A 20507-nucleotide genomic window follows, 5' to 3' on the forward strand; every position below is an offset into this window, starting at 1 on the left:
GATTTGTGAAGAAAATGCATCCTACTAAAGACTTATTTAATTTTTATCGAAGAAATTTATTTAGTAACTATTTCTTTTTTAAAATAAATATAAATAACGATAGTTTCCTTATTTGGTGATTAGTTGTGTTTTCGCCATAGCTGACAAAAAAAGAGTGAAAAAATAAGGAAAAAAAGAAGACTAAAAAAATGAAAGGGAATGCATAATTTGATGAAGACACATTTCCTTATTAGAATTTCATTAAATAGTTTAGCTTAATTTGCTTTAAATATAACAATTATGAGTAAAATGTTTGCAAAGAAGGATGATTATCGGTTACAATTAAAGAACATATATGCAGTACAAAGTGGGGGAGTTTTTATGAGAAGAAAAGTCTATACCAAAGATCAAATTCTAAAAGCAGCATATGAAGTTGTTGCTAAAGAAGGCTTCAAAGGATTTACTGCTCGTAACATTGCAAAGAAGATGGGAATTTCGACACAACCTATTTATCTAGAGTTTAAAAACATGGAAGACTTAAAGAATACTCTTTTGGATTCTATTTTTGATCAACTCAAAGAAGAAGTTTTCCCTGTCGAGCATACTGGTGACAAAATTATTGATTTAGGTTTGAATTATATCAACTTTGCGAAAAAACATCATAGTCTGTACATGGCATTGTATATCGATGAGCATGGCGACGGTAAAAAAATGCATGATTTTTCATATAATTATTTCTATGAAGCTGCAAAGAAAGACGAAAAATACAGTCATTTATCTGACGAGTATTTAGATGCGTTACATACGGGTACTTGGGTAGTCGTAACTGGGTTAGCTTCATTGATGTCTTCAAACATTATGCAGCCAACTGAAGAGCAAATCATTTCTTTGATTTCTAGAACAATTGACTCTGTGTTGTCTTTAGAAAATCCAGAAATTATCCGCTAAAAAAATAAAAAAGGTTGGCGTAGTCGTTTGATTACGTGCAACCTTTTTCTTGTGACTTTAAATGTAAAGAATCAGTTGTGAAAATGTTGCTTGACATTTTGGGCGAAAAGATTAAAAATAGAAATCGCGGAAGGTTGGCAGAGTGGTAATGCAGCGGACTCGAAATCCGCCGAACCGGCTAATACCGGCGCGCAGGTTCAAATCCTGTACCTTCCTTATTTAAACTAAAACAAAACAAGATTGAGTATTCATATCTCAATCTTGTTTTGTGCTGTCACATAACGACTAAACAAAAATAGTTGTGAATAAATGCAGGTTTAATAGAATGAAAATGTGAAAAAAGTTAAAAAAAACGCTTTTCTAGCAGTTATGGAATTAAAAAATAGAATAGCGCAAATGAGAGAGTCAAAATTTCTTTTAAGCATGAGGGATTAAGATAGCATCATAAAAGAAAACATGTTAAATTAGTTATTGAAAAACTTTTTATTAAATGTTCAAAAGTTTTCATAACTTATTTTCATGTGACGAAACTGTTAGGGAAGAACCTTTCGTCAGCGCTTTTCGAGTGTGTTAAGATGAAAAGTATGAAATAAAAAAATGAAAAAGTAATTTATATTAGGATGTGAAAGTTAAATGTGCGGGATTGTCGGTTTTGTTAATGACAAAGATAACAAGAGTGCAGTTGTAAACGCGATGATGGATCGCATTGTACACCGTGGACCTAATAGTTCTGGTGAGTATGTCGATAAACACGTTGCTTTAGGTTTTAGAAGATTGAGTATTATTGATTTAGAAGGCGGAACACAGCCTATTTATAATGAGGATGGAACAAAAATCATTATCTTTAATGGTGAGATTTATAACTATCGTCCACTGCGAGAAGAATTACTTGCGGCAGGACATGTTTTTCGCACACACGCTGACACGGAAGTTCTTCTTCATGGTTATGAAGAATGGGGAACAGAATTATTACAAAAAATTCGTGGAATGTTTGCTTTTGCTATTTGGGACAATGAAAAAAATGAACTTTTTGGTGCCCGTGATCATTTTGGAATCAAACCTTATTACTATGCACAAATGAATGGTACGTTTATGTTCGGTTCAGAGATCAAAAGTTTCTTACCACATCCTGATTTCCAAAAAGAGTTAAATAAAGAAGCATTGAAACCTTATATGACTTTTCAATACTCACCTTTGAATGGCGAAACATTCTTTAAAGATGTGTACCGTTTACCTGAAGGCCATTATTTTACTTATAAAAACGATGAGTTAAACATTCAAGAATACTGGGATGCTGATTTTGAAACAAAAGGTACACATTCTCGCCAAGAATGGATTGACAAAATTGATGAAACAGTTAAAGCTTCGATTGAGGCACATACAATCAGTGATGTTGAAGTTGGTTCATTCCTTTCAAGTGGTGTTGACTCAAGTTATGTGACTTCGGTTTTAAAACCAGATCATTCATTTTCAATTGGTTTTGATGATAAAACATACAATGAAGCAATTGAAGCACGTAAATTAACAGAGATTTTAGATTTAGACAATACTGCGGCGGTTATCGACGGAGATATGTCATTCAAAGCATTTCCGTTGATCCAATATCATTTGGATGAACCAGATTCAAATCCTTCTTGTGTTCCTTTGTATTTTCTAGCTAACCTTGCTTCACAAAGTGTCCGTGTGGTTCAATCCGGTGAAGGGGCAGATGAATTATTTGCTGGCTATCAAACATATGGCTTCCATACGAATTCAAAATTTATTCGTGTGATTGCGCAAGGGTTGAAGAAATTGCCAAAAGGAACGCGTTATAGTTTAGGTCGCAAAATTGGTAAAATGAAAAACTTCCACGGACGTATTCATTTATATGAATCACTTGCGCCGGCTAAAGAGTATTTCATTGGTCATGCGCGTGTCTTTGAAGAAAAGGAAGCGGCTGATTTATTGACAGCAACTTATCAAGATGCACCATCTGTGAGTGAAATTATGGCTGTCCATTACGAAAAAACGGATGGAATCAAAGATGAAGTCAATAAAATGCAATATGTTGACCTTCATCAATGGATGCCAAAAGATATTTTGTTGAAAGCTGACAAATTATCAATGGCAAGTTCATTGGAAGTTCGTGTGCCATTATTGGATATTGAAGTGATGAAATTAGCACAACAAATTCCAAGCAAATATTTATTAAACCAAAACAACACGAAAGATATTTTCAGACAAGCAGCAAACAAACAGTTGCCAGAAGAATGGTCAAACCGTGTGAAATTAGGTTTCCCTGTGCCAATTAAAGCTTGGCTAAAAGAAGAACATGGTTATCAAGAAGTGAAAGCTTTATTTGAAGCAGATTTTGCAAAAGAATTCTTTGACCAAGATAAAATCATGGAATTGTTAAACAATCATCATGAAGGAGTCAAAGAAGAGCAACGTAAGATCTGGACGATTTTTAGTTTCTTAACTTGGTACAAAGTTTACTTTATTGATGAAACAATCCCTCAAGCAGAACCAATTGATTATGTAACTGTCTAAGAAGGATAGAAGAAAAAAGGATTAATTTCTATAGAAGAAAAAAGCTGAAAAATTCATTGATAAAATGTATGTTTCCGTGGATGAAACGCTTGAAATTATTCTAAATGAGCTAGTTTTTCACTGCAAAAAAAAGCCTAAGACAATCAATGTCTTAGGCTTTTTTTGTTTCTTACTTATAGAATAAATACAAATTATAGTTGAAGTAATTTTTCTAGATGATCGGCTAGACCATCCTCTTGGTTCGTTTTTTCCGTAATGTCATTAGCGATCCCTTTTAGTTGATCGGTGCCATTTGCCATTGCAACGCCCCAACCAGCATATTCCAATAATTCAAGATCATTGTGCTCATCACCAAATGCGATGACGTCTTCTTGTTTGATTTCAAGATAATTGGCTACTTGGTGAACACCCTTTGCTTTTTCAATCCCTTTAGAAACGATTTCTAAAATAGCTGTTGGTCCACCCCAAGTGCGGACATCTACATAACTACCAAATTGACGGGTCAATTCATTTGAAACTTGTTCTGCAAATTGTTTTTCTGTACGAACGAGCAAAGAAGTTGGATTAGTTGTCAGGTTTTGAGGAGAAAGCAGATTTTTTTCACTCGGGTTTGATGAAGCAAAGATTTTTTCATCGAAAAAATCTAAGCTATCAATAAAAAAAGTTTCGCGGTTTTCAGCGGCAACGAAGTCAAGATTCAATGCTTTTTTTTGTGAAACAATTTCAAAGGCGATCTCGCGATTGATTTGTGATTCTTTTTCGCCACTCCAAAGTTGATTAGGAATGTGTACAAGAGCCCCATTAAAGTTAACCATTGGGGTAGTTAATTCTAACTGTTGATAAAATTGATAACTCATTCGAAAAGGTCGTCCAGTAGCGATACTAACATAGTGACCTGCTGCAATGGCTTTTTTTAAGGTTTGTTCGGTTTTAGTTGTAATTAAAGAGTCTTGATTCAGAGTAGTCCCATCTAAATCAATGGCAATAAGCTTTTTATTCAATGGCGATAGTCCTTTCTCAGCTGATATTTGTTTTAGTCTAGCATATTTGACGCAATAAACAAGTGCGAAAATCAATAACTGAAGAATGAAAAACGCCCTTTTTTAGAAATAATGAAGAAAAACACGAACGTTTTTTGCTTTTTAATGTTTAAATATCATTTTTTAGTTGAAAAACGAATGAAGCGACGATATAATCAATAATTGTTCGAGGAAATTAGTTGTTGGTCTTATTTAATATCTTTCCTCATCAGAAAAAATCAGGGAGTGGAATTTTTTATGGATAAGTTTTTCGGATTGAAGGAAAACAAAACAAATGTATCAACAGAAATAATGGCGGGGGTTACAACATTCTTTGCAATGAGCTACATTCTTTTTGTTAACCCAACGATTTTATCAGCTTCAGGAATGCCATTTCAAGCAGTTTTCTTGGCAACAATTATTGCTTCGGTTATCGGGACGTTAGTAATGGGCTTGTTTGCGAATGTTCCTTACGCACAAGCACCAGGGATGGGTTTGAATGCCTTCTTTACTTTTACTGTCGTGTTTGGTCTTGGTTATTCTTGGCAAGAAGCTTTAGCAATGGTCTTTATTTGTGGGTTGATTAATATTTTTATTACAGTAACAAAAATTCGAAAAATGATTATTCACGCAATTCCAGAAAGTTTACAACACGCCATTGGGGGCGGTATTGGAATCTTCGTTGCGTATGTGGGAATCAAAAATGCAGGGTTCCTTTCTTTCAGTGCGGATCAATCAGCAATCACGAGTTCTGTAGTTGAAGGTGGTAAGGCAACAAACGTAACAATTAATGGTGGAATTGTTCCAGCCTTAGCAAATTTCAATAATGCACCCATTTTATTAGCAGTTATTGGTTTAGTTATTACAGCAATTTTAGTAGTTAAAAATGTGCGTGGTGCAATGCTGATTGGTATTGTAGTGACAACTATCTTAGGTGTATTGATGGGTGTGGTCGATCTTCAAGCGATTGATTGGCAAGCTAATTCATTAGGAAACTCAGTTAAAGAATTAGGAACAACTTTTGGTGCTGCTTTTGGAGCAGAGGGAATGCAATCTTTATTCAGTGATAGTTCAAGACTTCCACAAGTTTTAATGACAATCATTGCGTTTAGTTTATCAGATACATTTGACACGATTGGTACATTTATCGGAACGGGACGTCGTACAGGCATTTTCTCAAAAGAAGATGAGGATGCATTGGAAGATGGAAAAGGATTCAAAACAAAAATGGATAAAGCTTTGTTTGCTGATGCAATTGCAACTTCAGTTGGTGCAATTTTTGGTACGTCAAATACAACAACGTATGTCGAATCTGCTGCCGGAATTGGTGCGGGTGGTCGAACTGGTTTAACGTCGGTAGTCGTTGCAATCTTATTTGCACTAAGCAGTTTATTCTCTCCATTGATTGCTATCGTTCCTGCACAAGCAACGGCGTCTGCTTTGATTTTAGTCGGTGTAATGATGATGGCTTCATTTGCAGATATCAAATGGGCGAATCTTGATGAAGCTTTACCTGCTTTCTTTGCTTCAATTTTTATGGGGCTTTGCTATAGCATTTCTTATGGGATTGCTGCTGGTTTTATCATGTATACAATTGTGAAGGTAGTTAAAGGACAAGCAAAAGAAGTATCGCTTGCTTTGTGGGTAGTTGATATTTTATTTATCTTAAACTTTATTATTTTAGCGACAATCTAAACTAGTTAAGTAAATGAAACAAATCAATCAAAAATATCTCTGTTAAAATTTTTAAGGCAAAGAGTACGTCTGTTGACGATACTTTTTGTCTTTTTATTTAGTTGAGTAATAGAAAAGTCAGAATTTTTTGTCTTTTTTTGTTTTTGCTTTCACATTCGTTGCTTGTTGCTTTAAAAATAGGTATGATGAAGAAAGATGAAAGAGGGATGATGAATGGGGATTAAATGGAGAAAGAATTTAATTATTGCATGGATTGGTTGTTTTTTCACTGGTGCAAGTATTAGTTTAGTCATGCCGTTTATTCCTGTTTACGTCGAACAACTAGGGACGCCTCAAGATCAGGTTGAATTATTTTCTGGATTAGCGATTTCAGTTACTGCTTTTGCAGCAGCAATTGTTGCACCGGTTTGGGGAAATTTAGCAGATCGAAAAGGGCGGAAAATTATGATGGTTCGAGCGGCAGCGGGAATGACAATCACCATGGGCTCACTGGCTTTTGTTCCTAATGTGTATTGGCTGTTAATTATGCGCTTCTTTAATGGAATTTTATCTGGGTATATTCCAAATGCTACAGCAATGATTGCATCACAAGCGCCGAAGGAAAAAAGTGGTTGGGCATTAGGGACACTTTCGACTGGAGCAATTGCAGGGAATTTGATTGGTCCGTCCATGGGTGGTGCGTTAGCGCAATGGTTTGGCATGGAGAACGTCTTTATTATTACGGGTGCAGTACTTTTAGTAACGACAATCTTAACAATTTTTCTAGTAAAAGAGGATTTCCATCCAGTTGAGAAGAAAGATTTAGTCAGCACAAAAGAAATTTTTTCAAAAATGGATCATTTCTCTATTTTAGTGGGACTATTTATCACAACATTGATTTTACAAATTGGTGTGACTAGTATCAGTCCAATCTTAACGTTGTATATTCGCCAATTGAGCGGAGATATCAATAATGTTCTCTTTATTAGTGGGTTGATCGTTTCAGTTGCTGGGGTTTCAGCGGTACTGTCTTCTCCCAAATTAGGGAAGCTAGGGGATAAAATCGGTAACCATAAAGTGTTGCTTGCTGGATTGGTCTTATCGTTTTGTTGTTACCTTCCTATGGCATTCGTTCAAACACCGTTGCAGTTAGGGATTTTACGTTTTATTTTGGGCTTTTCAACTGGAGCATTGATGCCTTCGATTAATACGTTGATTAGCAAAATCACGCCTCAAGAAGGTGTGAGTCGAGTGTATAGTTACAATCAAATGTTTAGTAATTTTGGGCAGGTTTTAGGACCAATGCTCGGTTCAACTGTTGCCCATTCATTTGGTTACAGTGCGGTGTTTGTGGTAACCAGTTGTTTTGTCTTATCGAATATCGGACTCTCGCTTTTTAATTTTAGAAAGGTTTTACGTAGTAAATTTTAAAAAAACGAATCGTAGACAAAAAAACAGATTGGGAAAACTTGCTTTCCCAATCTGTTTTGATTTACTATGAGTGCGATGAGGCTTCTTTTTTTGTTGGAGCAACTGCACCGATTAAGATGATAATGATACCGGCAATTAGTGACATAATTGCTGTCAAAGCAAAATCGTAAGTTCCTTTTGTCAAGGCACTACCAATGTAACCAACAACTTGTCCTAAAACTAGGGACCAAAATAACGTTACAATATATCGCATGAAGAACACCTCTTTTCTATCCCAATTTTAACAGAATTTTTTTGAATGTAAAGCAAGGTACAACGCTTAATTGTACTAACGATAGTGAATTTTAACGAAAAAAAAGGCGGAATGCAAGATGTTTTTTCCACAACTGTATACGAGAACTTCATATTCTTTGTTACAAAGTACAATTCGCATCCGAGAGTATGTCCGTGAAGCTAAAAAACTTGGATACACTTATTTAGCTATCACTGATGAGGATGTTTTGTACGGCGCCGCAGAATTTTACCAAGAGTGCGTCAAAGAAGGAATCAAACCAATTATTGGCATACATCTTGAGTACACTTTTGAAGACAAAGACTACGGACTGTTAGTTTATGCAAAAGACAAGATTGGTTACCAACAATTGATGAATGTTTCGAGTAAAAAAATGATTGAAGGTACTATTGAACTGAACACATGGACGAAGACGGACCACTTGATTTTGATTGTGCCAGATAGTCATTCGATTGCAAATGATTATGGCACGGCAGAAACGTTTGCTAGTCATTGGCAAATGCTAAAAGAAAAAGTCCATTTCCACGATTTTTATGTGGGTGTAACTGGCCAAACCGTTTCGGATTCTAAAGAATGGTACGAGTTTCTGTCAACTGAAGAGGAACAACTGTGTGCATTACATCCGATTGCAAGCTTGCATCAGGAAGATTTGTTTGCATTGGAAACAATGAAACATATAAAAGAAGGTACACAAATTTCGTCAGAAGAATTAGCAGATAGTAGTCAACTAGAAAATAAAAACTTTCTTGAATCAGAGAGTAAGATGATTCAAAAATTTAATGAACTATATACGTACAAAGTTCTTGAGACAACTCAAAAATTAGCTGAATCTGTGAATTTTGAGTTTCAATTTCATCAAAAACTGCTACCGCATTATCCAGTACCAAATGATGAATCGGCAGCGGTATACCTCAAACAATTGTGTCAAAATCAGTTATCAAAAAGAGTAGAATCTTTGACACCAGAATATCAACAACGTTTAGACTATGAATTAAAAATTATTCATCAAATGGGATTTGACGATTACTTTTTAATCGTGTGGGATGTGATGGCTTTTGCACACAAACAAAAAATCGTTACTGGCGCGGGTCGTGGATCAGCTGCGGGTTCATTAGTTGCTTATGTTTTGGCAATCACAGATGTGGATCCTTTGAAATATAATTTGCTCTTTGAACGTTTTTTAAATCCAGAACGTTACACAATGCCTGATATTGACTTGGATATTCCTGATAATAAACGTGAAGAAGTCTTGAATTATGTCCGAGAAAAATACGGGCAGTATCATATGGCACAGATTGCAACTTTTGGAACAATGGCTGCCAAAATGGTATTAAGAGACGTTGCGCGAGTATTTGGTGTTTCACAAAGTGAGGCAAATCGCTGGTCAAAGGCGATCCCTAATCAATTAAAAATCACCTTGTCACAAGCTTACCAAACTTCGAATAAACTAGTTGAATTGGTGCAGGCAAATAAAAAAAATCAATTACTGTTTCAAACAGCGACCATTTTAGAAGGGCTGCCACGTCACATATCGACGCATGCGGCAGGGGTGGTATTGAGCGACCGCAATCTATTAGAGCTAGTTCCTTTACAACAGGGATCAGACGAAGCTTTTTTAACGCAATATACCATGAATGCCGTAGAAGAAATCGGATTGCTGAAAATGGATTTCTTAGGTTTACGGAACTTATCAATTATTGATTATGCGCTTAAATCAATCAAACGTGTAGAAAAAATCGACCTTCAACTTAAGCAAATACCACTGGATGATGCGAAAACTTTCCGATTGTTTCAAAAAGGGGAGACAACCGGCGTCTTTCAATTTGAATCGGCAGGAATTCGAAATGTTTTACGACGTTTGGGACCAGAAAATATTGAAGATATCGCTGCTGTCAACGCTTTGTATCGTCCTGGACCTATGCAAAATATTGATACCTTTATTGCACGAAAAAAAGGGAAAGAGGTTATTCAATACCCGGATGACGCATTAAAACCAATTTTGGAAAATACCTATGGAGTTATTGTGTATCAGGAACAAATCATGCAGATTGCTTCAACGATGGCTGGATTTTCTTTAGGTCAGGCAGATATTTTACGACGTGCAATTAGTAAGAAGAAAAAGGAAGTTATTGATAGAGAAAGAGAACACTTTGTAACTGGTTCACTAGCGCAAGGTTATTCTAAGGAAAAGGCAATTGAAGTGTACGATTATATCGAGCGTTTTGCTAATTATGGATTTAATCGTTCACATGCATTCGCTTATTCATTTGTTGGGTTTCAAATGGCTTATCTCAAAGCACATTATCCAGGAGCATTCTTTACTAGTTTGATGAATGCTGTGCGACACAATACCGCTAAGCTTAAAGAATACCTTGCTGAAGCTAGAAAGAACAAGTTAACGCTGAGTCCGCCTTCCATCAATCAAAGTGCTTATGGGTTTGAATTAGTCAATTTGCAATTGATTCGTTTTGGTTTGACAGCAATCAAAGGGGTACGGCGAGATTTTGTAGAAGAGATTATCAATGAAAGAAAAACAAATGGTTCGTTCAAATCTGTCGATGAGTTTTTGATTCGTATAGATAAGCGATGGCTCAAAGAAGATATCCTGAAACCTTTAGTTGCTGTAGGTGTATTCGATGAGTTAGAAAAAAATCGTAAGCAGCTCATGCTCGATTTAGAAGGAAAGATCCAAAACGTTCAATACAGTAGCGGCAGTTTGGACTTGATGGAAATCATGGCGTTGAAGGAAGAAGAAATTGCAGATTATTCATTAGATGAACGTTTGACACTAGAAGAAGAATATCTTGGTGTTTATTTATCTGGTCATCCAACAGAAGGCTATGAGCGATTGCGTTTAGCTAAACGTGTTCAATTGGTTACCGAAATTGTGCCTCAGCAGACAGTAAGTTTGTTATTGTACATCAAAAATATTCGTGAAATTCGGACAAAAAAAGGAGAAAGAATGGCTTTCGTGGAAGGAACGGATAGCTCAGGTGAAGTAACAGTTACTGTTTTTCCTAAGCTATATCGCCAATTCAGAAATCTTTTTGAAGTGAATCACGTACTGTTTGTACAAGGTCGTAGTGAAATAAGTCGCTATAACCAAGAATTACAATTGATTGGCGAAACATTTGCAGATGCGAAAGAATTTGAGAAAAACTTTCCAGATCAAACTTGTTATTTAAGAATCACGGAAGGACAAGAAGACCATGAAACAATGCGTCAATTGAAAACAATTTTTCAGAAACATCCCGGATACATTCCAGTTGTTTTATACTATGAAAAAACACAACGGAAAATCGTGTTATCAGAGGAAAACTGGGTAGATGGGAGTAAGAGTCTGCGAGGACAGCTTTCTTATTTACTTCAAGAGGAAAATGTTGTTTTCAAATAAGTTACGGTAAAAAATACTACGTGCTTTCATTTTTTTTCATTTTTTTAGCTATTAATCAAGACAAGTTAGAAAAATAATGTTAGAATGTTAGACGTGGTTATTGCAAACAAATGGTTATAGCCTAAGTCTTCTTAGGATAAAGTATTTTAATGAGGTGAATGTTTATATGAAACGCATCGGAATTTTGACCAGTGGCGGAGACGCACCTGGAATGAACGCAGCGATTCGCGCAGTTGTTCGTAAAGGAATCTATGAAGGTCTAGAAGTTTATGGAATCAACTACGGATTTGCCGGATTAGTTGCCGGAGATATTCGTCGTCTTGACGTTGCTGACGTTGGTGATAAGATCCAACGCGGTGGTACTTTCTTGTACTCTGCTCGTTACCCAGAATTTGCTACAGAAGAAGGTCAATTAAAGGGTATCGAACAATTGAAAAAATTCGGTATTGAAGGTTTAGTAGTTATCGGTGGCGATGGCTCTTACCATGGAGCGATGGCTTTAACTAAGCGTGGTTTCCCAGCAGTGGGAATTCCTGGAACAATCGATAATGATATTCCTGGTACAGACTTCACAATCGGTTTTGATACAGCAATTAATACAGTGCTTGAATCAATTGACCGCATTCGTGACACAGCTACATCACACGTTCGTACATTCGTTATTGAAGTAATGGGACGTAACGCTGGCGATATCGCTTTATGGTCAGGTGTTGCAGGCGGAGCTGATGAAATCATCATTCCAGAACATGATTTTGACATGGCTGCTGTTGCTAAAAAAATCCAAGAAGGCCGCGATCGTGGAAAAAAACATTGCTTGATCATCTTGGCTGAAGGTGTAATGGGCGGAAACGAATTTGCTGAAAAACTTTCAGAATTCGGCGACTACCATACTCGTGTATCTATCTTAGGACACGTTGTTCGTGGGGGCGCACCAAGCGCACGTGATCGTGTGTTAGCAAGTAAATTTGGTGCTTATGCTGTTGAATTATTACAACAAGGTAAAGGCGGATTATGTGTTGGGATTCATGACAATGAAATTGTTGCTTCTGACATCATTGACACTTTGGAAAACAACAAACACAAACCAGACTTATCATTGTACGAATTAAACAATACTCTTTCATTCTAATTTGATTTAATCAAAGGAATGAATAAGACCAGAGCAAACTTTGTTTGACTCAACTGAACTATCTATAATTAATAGCTATTTAAGCTGTAAAGCTTTAAATAAACAAAATTGAATGGGAGCGTTTTGTAAAATGAAAAAAACCAAAATCGTTAGTACATTAGGACCAGCAAGTAATTCAGTAGAAACTATTTCTAAACTGATCGAATCTGGAGCAAATGTCTTCCGTTTTAACTTCTCACATGGAGATCATGAAGAACAATTATCACGTATGGTAATGGTTCGTGAAGCCGTTAAAAAAACAGGCAAAGATGTAGGTATCCTTTTAGATACTAAAGGTGCAGAAATCCGTACAACAGTTCAAGGAACAACAGAAGCTGATTTTGGCCGTGCCGGCTATATCAAATTCGAAGTTGGAGATCAAACTCGTATCTCTATGGACCCTGAACATGTTGGTTCAAAAGAAAAAATCGCTGTAACTTATCCTGGATTGTTTGAAGACGTTCACGTTGGTGGACACATCTTATTCGATGATGGTCTTATTGACATGGAAATCGTTGAAAAAGACGAAGCAAACCGTGAATTAGTTGTAGTAGTTAAAAATGCAGGTATGCTAGGATCACGTAAAGGTGTTAACGCACCAGGCGTATCAATCAGCTTACCAGGTATTACAGAAAAAGATGCTGACGATATCCGTTTCGGTTTAGATAACGACATCGACTTTATCGCTGCAAGTTTTGTACGTAAAGCACAAGATGTTTTAGATATTCGTGAAATTTTAGAAGAAAAAAATATGACACACGTTCAAATTTTCCCTAAAATTGAATCTGAAGAAGGTATCGACAACATCGACGAAATCATCAAAGTTTCTGATGGTGTTATGATTGCTCGTGGTGACATGGGTGTTGAAATTCCAGCTGAATTAGTACCAATGGTTCAAAAACGTATCATTAAAAAATGTAACGCTGCTGGTATCCCAGTTATTACAGCTACACAAATGTTAGAATCAATGCAAGAAAACCCACGTCCAACACGTGCCGAAGCATCTGACGTTGCCAACGCTGTATTTGATGGTACAGACGCAACAATGTTATCAGGTGAATCTGCAAATGGTGACTACCCTGTAGAAGCTGTTTCAACAATGGCTCGTATTGACCAAGAAGCTGAAAAAGCTTTAGCTGAATTAGGTACATTCCAAATCAATCAATTTGACAAAACTGATGTTACTGAAACAATCGGTTTGTCAGTAGCTCGTGCTGCTAAAAACTTAGGTGTTAAAACAATCGTTGCTGCAACTGAGTCTGGTTACACAGCTAAAATGATTTCTAAATACCGTCCAGATGCTGACATCTTGGCAGTTACATTTGACGAACGCACAAAACGTGGTTTGATGTTAAACTGGGGCGTATACCCAACAGTTACTGAAAAACCAACAACTACTGATGAAATGTTTGAATTAGCTGCTAAAAAAGCAGTTGAATTAGGCTTTGCTTCAGAAGGCGATCTAATCTTGATCACTGCTGGTGTACCAGTTGGTGAACGTGGAACAACTAACGTAATGAAAATTCAAATGATTGGTTCTAAATTATTAGAAGCTCAAGGCGTTGGCCAAAAATCTGTTGTTGCAAACGCAGTAGTTGCTTCATCTGCTGAAGAAGCAATTAAAAAAGCAAAAGACGGCATGGTATTAGTTGTTCCAACAACTGATAAAGAATATATGCCTGCTATTGAAAAAGCAGCAGCAGTCGTAGTTGAAGAAGGTGGCTTAACTTCACACGCAGCAGTTGTAGGTATCGCTCAAGATATTCCTGTAATCGTTGGTGCAAAAGACGCGACTTCAACAATCGTTGATGGTGAATTAATTACTGTTGATTCACGTCGTGGTATTGTATACCGTGGCGAAACAACAGCTATCTAATTTGCTAGATAGTATAAAAAAAGCAGCTCCTCAATCTGAGGGGCTGTTTTTTTGTGTCTGAATAAATTCATTAATGACGCGGACAACTTGTTGCTGTAAATCAGTTGGCAATTGCTGTGTGCGCGTGACAAGTGAAATCAGAAAGCGTGGCTGTACAGCGTCAGTTAGTGGAAGTACAACTAACTGGTCTTCTGGATGAATCGCAATTTCTGTTAAAAAACCTATACCAACTTGTTCGCGAATCATACTTTTTAAAATGGATAAATCATTGCTTTGATACACAATTTTTGGTTCGATGTGTGCTTGTTTTGCTAATTTTGAAAAAGCAGTAGGATGGACGTAATGCTCGTTCAATAAAACAAATTCTTCGCTGATCAATTCTTTGAACGAAACAGCTTCTTTTTGGGCAAGTGGATGTTCTGGTGAGACAACAATCATAAACCGTTTGTCTAAGAGCAACTGTGTTTCTAAGGACTGATCAACAATTGGCTGAGTTGAACCAAGTAAAGCTAAATCAATTTGACCTTGATGAATCATTCCATACAAATCGCGGGAACCACCATCAATGATTTCTAATTGATTCATCAACTTTTGCCTAATGAAGTAACCGGATAATTTTGGAAAATATTCATTTCCGATGATTGGTGGCATGCCAAGACGAATTTTTTTTGTTTGTAGTTGTTGAATCTCAGCTTTTGCACGAGTGATTTCTTGAAGAATGGACTGTGCGTGGATAAACAGTTGGTGACCAGCAGGTGTGATCAATAGTTCATTGTGCGAGCGATCTCGGACGATGAGGACAGCGTTTAATTCTTTTTCAAGCCGTTGGACAGCATAAGTGATTGTGGGTTGGCTAACATGAAATAGATTAGCAACTTTTGTAAAGTTTTTTAGTTTGACTAATTGAACATAGTATTCAATATCTCGTGTGTTCATGTGTTAGCTCCTCTCTTTATCCATATAAATAATAGTTATTGTAATGGATTCGTTTCTTGATAGCAACTGAAAGTTCAACGAAGTCGTTTGCGAAGCTAGCAGGAAACGTTTAGATGGATACATTTGAAAAAATTTGCGAAATCAGTAACCGATTACTTGTTATTTCGATTGAACAGAAAAAATTCCAAAAAAATTTTTTGAGAAAAGAAATCAATTTGTCAAAAGACGTCTTAATCGAACTTTAGCAAAAAAGAAAAGGAAAATTTTGTTGGAAAAGTGAAAAAAGAAAACTGATTTTCCAAATAATGTACTGTTTTTTTATGAACTGTAAGGTGTCAAGAAAATTTCATTGACAAGGACGTTTTTGCCCTGTATAATTGCTTTTGTTGCTTAGGAGTGATGAAAAATGAAATGGTCTTTACTAGAATTACGAAAATATCAAGAGACACCATTAGTATTTCATGAAACACTTGATTTAAAATCAGGTTTAATGAAACGCGATAATTTAATACTCGATGTTGCACCAGTGGCTGTTGAAGGATTTGTTTCCGTTGATAAAAAAGGCTATATCGTTCATTACACTGTGCAAACGACTCTGACTGTCCCATCAACACGTTCACTCGAACCTGTTGAGTTAGTGATGGATTTTCCGGTTGATGAATTATTCATGACAGTAGAACAGTATCAAAGTCGAGACGAACGATTATCTGCTGATGAGATTTTGTTGATTGAGGGCACACAGCTTGATTTGACAGAGTCAATCGAAGATAATATTTTATTGGCAATTCCAATGCGTGTGCTTACTGAAGCAGAGGAAGCAGACGAAACTAACCTACCTAAAGGGGCAGATTGGGAAGTTATTTCTGAAGCAGAACATGAGCGCAGAAAAGTGGAAGAAGCTGAGACAAAAGTAGATCCTCGTCTTGCAAAACTATCGGAATTTTTTGATGATGAATCAAAGGAATAAAGATAACGAGTAAGATTGGAATATATTGTATCTAAATGGATGCAAGACTTTACAAGGAGGTGTAGCAAAATGGCAGTACCAGCTAGAAGAACATCAAAAGCTAAAAAAGCAAAACGTCGTACACACTACAAATTGACAATCAAAGGTTTAAACGAATGTCCTAACTGTGGTGAAATGAAAAAAAGCCATCACGTATGTACAAATTGTGGTTACTATGATGGTAAGGACGTAATGTCTAAAGAAGCTTAATACATTTTAATTAGAAAATGTAAAACCTCAAGGCTAACCATGGAGCCTTGGGGTTTATTTTTTTCTCGGAATCGCCAAAATATTTTGCACATTGGTTTGCATTGCACCAATGTTAGGCTATAATGAGAGAGATTAGGGGATTAACCCCAAATGTAGGAGGAGTTCATATGACGAAACAACAAATCGGCGTTGTCGGTATGGCCGTTATGGGCAAAAACTTAGCCTTAAATATTGAAAGCCGCGGTTATTCAGTCGCTCTATTTAACCGTACTGGTTCAAAAACAACAGAAGTAGTAGAAGAACATCCAGATAAAAACTTTAAAGCAACTTATACAATGGAAGACTTTGTTGCTTCAATTGAAAAACCACGTCGTATTCTTTTGATGGTTAAAGCAGGACCAGCTACTGATGCAACGATTCAAGAATTATTACCTCATTTAGATAAAGGCGATATTTTGATCGATGGCGGAAATACATTCTTCAAAGATACAATTCGTCGCAATGAAGAATTAGCAAACTCTGGAATCAACTTTATTGGTACTGGTGTTTCAGGTGGAGAAGAAGGCGCGCTAAAAGGCCCTTCTATCATGCCTGGTGGGCAAAAAGAAGCCTACGAATTAGTGGCACCGATTTTAGAACAAATTTCTGCTAAAGCAGAAGATGGCGCACCATGTGTAACTTATATTGGGCCAAATGGTGCAGGTCATTATGTAAAAATGGTTCACAATGGAATTGAGTATGGAGATATGCAATTGATTGCGGAGTCTTATGACTTAATGAAGAATATTCTTGGGCTATCAGTTGATGAAATGGCTGAGATCTTCAAAGAATGGAATCAAGGGGAACTTGATAGCTACTTAATCGAGATCACTGCTGACATTTTGACTCGTAAAGACGATGAAGGCACAGGCAAACCGATTGTTGATGTCATTCTTGATGCAGCTGGCAATAAAGGAACTGGTAAATGGACAAGTCAAAGTGCTTTAGACTTAGGTGTGCCACTTCCATTGATCACAGAATCTGTATTTGCTCGTTATATCTCTGCTTATAAAGACGAACGTGTCCAAGCAAGTAAAATTTTGTCAAATCCAAATAATTTTGAATATACTGGTGACAAAAAAGAATTGGTTGAGAAAATCCGTGAAGCATTGTACTTTAGCAAAATTATGAGCTATGCTCAAGGCTTCGCACAACTACGAGTAGCTTCAAAAGAATACGATTGGGACTTGCCATTTGGCGAAATCGCTAAAATCTGGCGTGCAGGATGTATCATCCGTGCTCGTTTCTTACAAAAGATCACAGATGCATATGATAAAGACCCAGACATCGAAAACTTATTGTTAGATGATTACTTTGTTGAAATCACAAAGAAATATCAACAATCAGTGAGAGATGTAGTTGCTTTAGCCGTTCAAGCTGGTGTACCAGTGCCAACGTTCTCTTCAGCAATTTCTTACTTTGACTCTTATAGAGCAGAACGCTTGCCAGCAAACATTATTCAAGCACAACGTGATTATTTTGGTGCACACACTTATGAACGTGTGGACAAAGAAGGAATCTTCCACTACTCTTGGTATCATGAAGAGTAAGTAGTTCTTGACTTTGCAAAACTGAAAATTTAGATAAATCATGATAGAGCTGAAGTCATTTGTTACGAATAGACTTCGGCTCTTTTTAAAATTGTTTATTCATGATAGAATGACTATAGATTTTTAAGTAGAATATCGGTATAATGATAGAGTTTGTAGAAATCGCGTAGAGGGAAAGGATAAAATAATAGATGAGTAATATTCTAATCATTGAAGATGAAAAGAACTTAGCTCGCTTTGTCGAGTTGGAATTAAAGCACGAAGGGTACAATGCTGAAGTTCATTATAATGGCCGCACAGGATTAGACGCTGCTTTAAATAATGAATGGGATGCCATTTTACTAGATTTGATGTTACCAGAGTTAAATGGATTAGAAGTTTGTCGACGTGTCCGTCAAGTAAAAAACACACCAATCATCATGATGACTGCTAGGGATTCAGTGATTGACCGCGTATCAGGTTTAGACCATGGAGCAGATGACTACATTGTTAAGCCATTTGCAATTGAAGAATTATTAGCCCGCTTGCGAGCTTTGTTACGTCGAATTGATATCGAAGGTGATAAAAACGTAGCAAAACAAACAACAATTACTTATCGCGACCTAACAATTGAAAAAGAAAATCGTGTGGTACGCCGTGGAAACGAAGTAATTGAATTAACCAAACGTGAGTATGAGCTATTATTGACGTTGATGGAAAACGTCAATGTAGTATTAGCCCGTGATGTTCTATTAAACAAAGTTTGGGGTTATGAAACAGAAGTCGAAACGAATGTTGTCGATGTATATATTCGTTACTTGCGCAATAAGATTGATGTTCCTGGGGAGGAAAGCTATATCCAAACTGTCCGCGGAACAGGTTATGTGATGCGCTCGTGATCAAACCGAAAAAATCGGAAAAAAGAGAACTGAAAGGTCCCTCCTTGACTATCAAGTGGGCCTTTGCAAGTTCTTTCTTTATATTTGTTGTTTTTACTATTTTTGCGGTTATTACTTATAAGTCTTCAATCAATCTGATTGTTGCTAAAGAACGAAACAATGTGGAACGAACGATTTCACAAGTGGCCTCTCGGTTAGCTAACTCAGATGAAGAGCTGACTTTAGTCAATACGTACCGAAATTTGACTAATACAACTACAAATGATAGTAATATTGACGACCAAACGACGAATATCGAAGGGAACTTAATGAAAATTGATTCTTTCATTGCAGAACTTGGTCAGTCATCATTGGATTTATTCGTCTACAATTTAGAAGAAAAGCTGATATTTAAAACGCAGCAGCATAGTCAATCATTGTTACAAACAACCAGAAAAGTTCCAACGATCGTTACGATTGATGGGAGAACAGGATTTTTATCTATTCAACCAATCTATTCTAAAGGAACCCGTGAAAAAATTGGGTATGCGCAAACTTTCTATGAGCTGTCCTCTTTTTATGATATACGCAATAAATTATTGTTAACACTGATTATTTTAGAAGTCGTTTCATTGATTCTAAGTAGTATCTTGGGGTTTTTCCTATCTTCTTATTTCCTGAAGCCGTTAAAAGTTCTGCGAGATACGATGGATACTATCCGAAAAGATCCACAGTCAGATATTCATATGCCTGAAATTGATACAAATGATGAATTAGCAGATTTAGCTGAGATCTTTAATGAAATGCTTGATCGGATGCGATTATACATGGAGCAACAAGAACAATTTGTTCAAGACGTGTCCCATGAATTACGAACACCAGTAGCAATCATTGAAGGTCATTTGAGTTTGCTAAACCGCTGGGGAAAAGATGACCCTGAAATCTTAGAGGAGTCTCTTAGCGCAAGTATGCAAGAAATTAGCCGTATGAAAAGTCTTGTTCAAGAAATGCTAGATCTTTCGAGGGCGGAACAAGTTGATATTCATTATGGTAATGAAACAACAAAAGGAAAAGAAGTTACCTATCAAGTTTACAATAACTTTAAGATCTTATATCCAGACTATGTAATCACTTTGGATGATGATTTATCTAAAGAAGTAATCTTGCAAATCTACCGTAATCATTTTGAACAATTAATCATTATTATTCTTGATAATGCGGTTAAATACTCTACGACGAGAAAAGAAGTGCATATTTCGATTTCTTCTACGTTAAGTGAATTTGAGATTGCGATTCAAGATTTTGGTGAGGGGATTCCACAAGAAGACTTGAAGAAAATCTTTAATCGGTTTTATCGAGTTGATAAAGCTAGAGCTCGCACAAAAGGTGGAAATGGTCTCGGCCTGTCTATCGCTAAGCAATTAGTTGAAAGTTATAAGGGGCGAATTATCGCTGAAAGTGTTGTTGGTCAAGGAACGATTTTTCGAATATTCATCCCAATAGTAAAATCTGAAGACAAGTAAAACGATTTCGTTTTGCTTGTCTTTTCCTTTTTTATAGAAAATAGCTACAAGGCGGGGGAACACAAGTATTTGATGG

The 20507-nt window shown here is 36.5% G+C and carries 16 protein-coding genes and 1 tRNA gene; 14 read left to right on the forward strand and 3 right to left on the reverse strand.

Annotated elements, in window-relative coordinates; genetic code table 11:
* Window positions 1–360 precede the first annotated feature (360 nt).
* From IGJ76_RS03945 to asnB, 3 genes are all read left to right on the forward strand, one after another.
* Entirely contained in the window at window positions 361–927 is a 567-nt protein-coding gene (locus IGJ76_RS03945; protein WP_067484071.1) for a TetR/AcrR family transcriptional regulator, read from the forward strand.
* Between the two features lie 128 nt (window positions 928–1055).
* A tRNA-Ser gene (locus IGJ76_RS03950) sits at window positions 1056–1143 on the forward strand.
* A gap of 417 nt (window positions 1144–1560) precedes the next feature.
* Window positions 1561–3456 (forward strand): asparagine synthase (glutamine-hydrolyzing), encoded by a 1896-nt coding sequence (gene asnB, locus IGJ76_RS03955; protein ID WP_270660621.1) that lies wholly within the window; start codon window positions 1561–1563, stop codon window positions 3454–3456.
* Window positions 3457–3647: 191 nt separating this feature from the next.
* On the opposite strand, the gene IGJ76_RS03960 is transcribed toward asnB, so the two are convergent.
* The gene (locus tag IGJ76_RS03960) at window positions 3648–4457 is read right to left on the reverse strand and encodes a Cof-type HAD-IIB family hydrolase (protein ID WP_067484119.1); all 810 of its coding nucleotides are present in this window, start codon (window positions 4455–4457) and stop codon (window positions 3648–3650) included.
* A gap of 276 nt (window positions 4458–4733) precedes the next feature.
* On the opposite strand from IGJ76_RS03960, the gene IGJ76_RS03965 reads away from it, so the two are divergent.
* Both IGJ76_RS03965 and IGJ76_RS03970 read left to right on the forward strand, forming a co-directional pair.
* Complete coding sequence (locus IGJ76_RS03965) at window positions 4734–6170, forward strand: NCS2 family permease (RefSeq protein WP_067484121.1); 1437 nt, start codon at window positions 4734–4736, stop codon at window positions 6168–6170.
* A 213-nt stretch (window positions 6171–6383) separates the two neighbouring features.
* Entirely contained in the window at window positions 6384–7580 is a 1197-nt protein-coding gene (locus IGJ76_RS03970; protein ID WP_067484123.1) for a multidrug efflux MFS transporter, read from the forward strand.
* A 64-nt stretch (window positions 7581–7644) separates the two neighbouring features.
* Here IGJ76_RS03970 and IGJ76_RS03975 read toward each other — a convergent pair whose 3' ends face one another.
* Window positions 7645–7833 carry a YjzD family protein gene (locus IGJ76_RS03975; RefSeq protein WP_067484125.1) on the reverse strand — a complete coding sequence of 63 codons (189 nt, stop codon included), beginning with the start codon at window positions 7831–7833 and terminating at the stop codon, window positions 7645–7647.
* Window positions 7834–7951: 118 nt separating this feature from the next.
* Between IGJ76_RS03975 and dnaE the strand changes: the two genes are divergently transcribed.
* From dnaE to pyk, 3 genes are all read left to right on the forward strand, one after another.
* The gene (gene dnaE, locus IGJ76_RS03980) at window positions 7952–11266 is read left to right on the forward strand and encodes a DNA polymerase III subunit alpha (protein WP_270660618.1); all 3315 of its coding nucleotides are present in this window, start codon (window positions 7952–7954) and stop codon (window positions 11264–11266) included.
* Window positions 11267–11432: 166 nt separating this feature from the next.
* The gene (gene pfkA / locus IGJ76_RS03985; RefSeq protein ID WP_067484127.1) at window positions 11433–12395 is read left to right on the forward strand and encodes a 6-phosphofructokinase; all 963 of its coding nucleotides are present in this window, start codon (window positions 11433–11435) and stop codon (window positions 12393–12395) included.
* 130 nt (window positions 12396–12525) lie between these two features.
* Window positions 12526–14310: a pyruvate kinase gene (gene pyk, locus IGJ76_RS03990; RefSeq protein WP_067484128.1), complete on the forward strand. Its 1785-nt coding sequence runs from the start codon at window positions 12526–12528 to the stop codon at window positions 14308–14310.
* 30 nt (window positions 14311–14340) lie between these two features.
* Here pyk and IGJ76_RS03995 read toward each other — a convergent pair whose 3' ends face one another.
* A complete protein-coding gene (locus IGJ76_RS03995) occupies window positions 14341–15246 on the reverse strand; it encodes a LysR substrate-binding domain-containing protein (RefSeq protein ID WP_270344835.1) in 906 nt (301 codons plus the stop codon).
* 113 nt (window positions 15247–15359) lie between these two features.
* Here IGJ76_RS03995 and IGJ76_RS04000 point away from each other — a divergent pair, with 113 nt between their 5' ends.
* The 6 genes from IGJ76_RS04000 to IGJ76_RS04025 all read left to right on the forward strand — a co-directional run bounded on the left by IGJ76_RS04000 (window position 15360) and on the right by IGJ76_RS04025 (window position 20431).
* On the forward strand, window positions 15360–15491 hold the full coding sequence (locus IGJ76_RS04000; RefSeq protein ID WP_270344834.1) for a hypothetical protein: 132 nt from the start codon (window positions 15360–15362) through the stop codon (window positions 15489–15491).
* A gap of 161 nt (window positions 15492–15652) precedes the next feature.
* Window positions 15653–16213 (forward strand): YceD family protein, encoded by a 561-nt coding sequence (locus tag IGJ76_RS04005; protein WP_270344833.1) that lies wholly within the window; start codon window positions 15653–15655, stop codon window positions 16211–16213.
* Window positions 16214–16282: 69 nt separating this feature from the next.
* Window positions 16283–16462: a 50S ribosomal protein L32 gene (rpmF, locus tag IGJ76_RS04010; protein ID WP_067484136.1), complete on the forward strand. Its 180-nt coding sequence runs from the start codon at window positions 16283–16285 to the stop codon at window positions 16460–16462.
* A gap of 167 nt (window positions 16463–16629) precedes the next feature.
* Window positions 16630–18051 carry an NADP-dependent phosphogluconate dehydrogenase gene (gene gndA, locus IGJ76_RS04015; RefSeq protein ID WP_067484139.1) on the forward strand — a complete coding sequence of 474 codons (1422 nt, stop codon included), beginning with the start codon at window positions 16630–16632 and terminating at the stop codon, window positions 18049–18051.
* A 191-nt stretch (window positions 18052–18242) separates the two neighbouring features.
* Window positions 18243–18929: a response regulator transcription factor gene (locus IGJ76_RS04020; protein WP_002290973.1), complete on the forward strand. Its 687-nt coding sequence runs from the start codon at window positions 18243–18245 to the stop codon at window positions 18927–18929.
* Window positions 18926–20431 carry a HAMP domain-containing sensor histidine kinase gene (locus IGJ76_RS04025; protein ID WP_067484140.1) on the forward strand — a complete coding sequence of 502 codons (1506 nt, stop codon included), beginning with the start codon at window positions 18926–18928 and terminating at the stop codon, window positions 20429–20431. Before IGJ76_RS04020 ends, IGJ76_RS04025 begins: the two co-directional genes overlap by 4 nt.
* Window positions 20432–20507 lie beyond the last annotated feature (76 nt).

It is taken from the genome of Enterococcus sp. DIV0175, assembly GCF_050529075.1.
Taxonomy (GTDB): Bacteria; Bacillota; Bacilli; order Lactobacillales; family Enterococcaceae; genus Enterococcus_B; species Enterococcus_B thailandicus.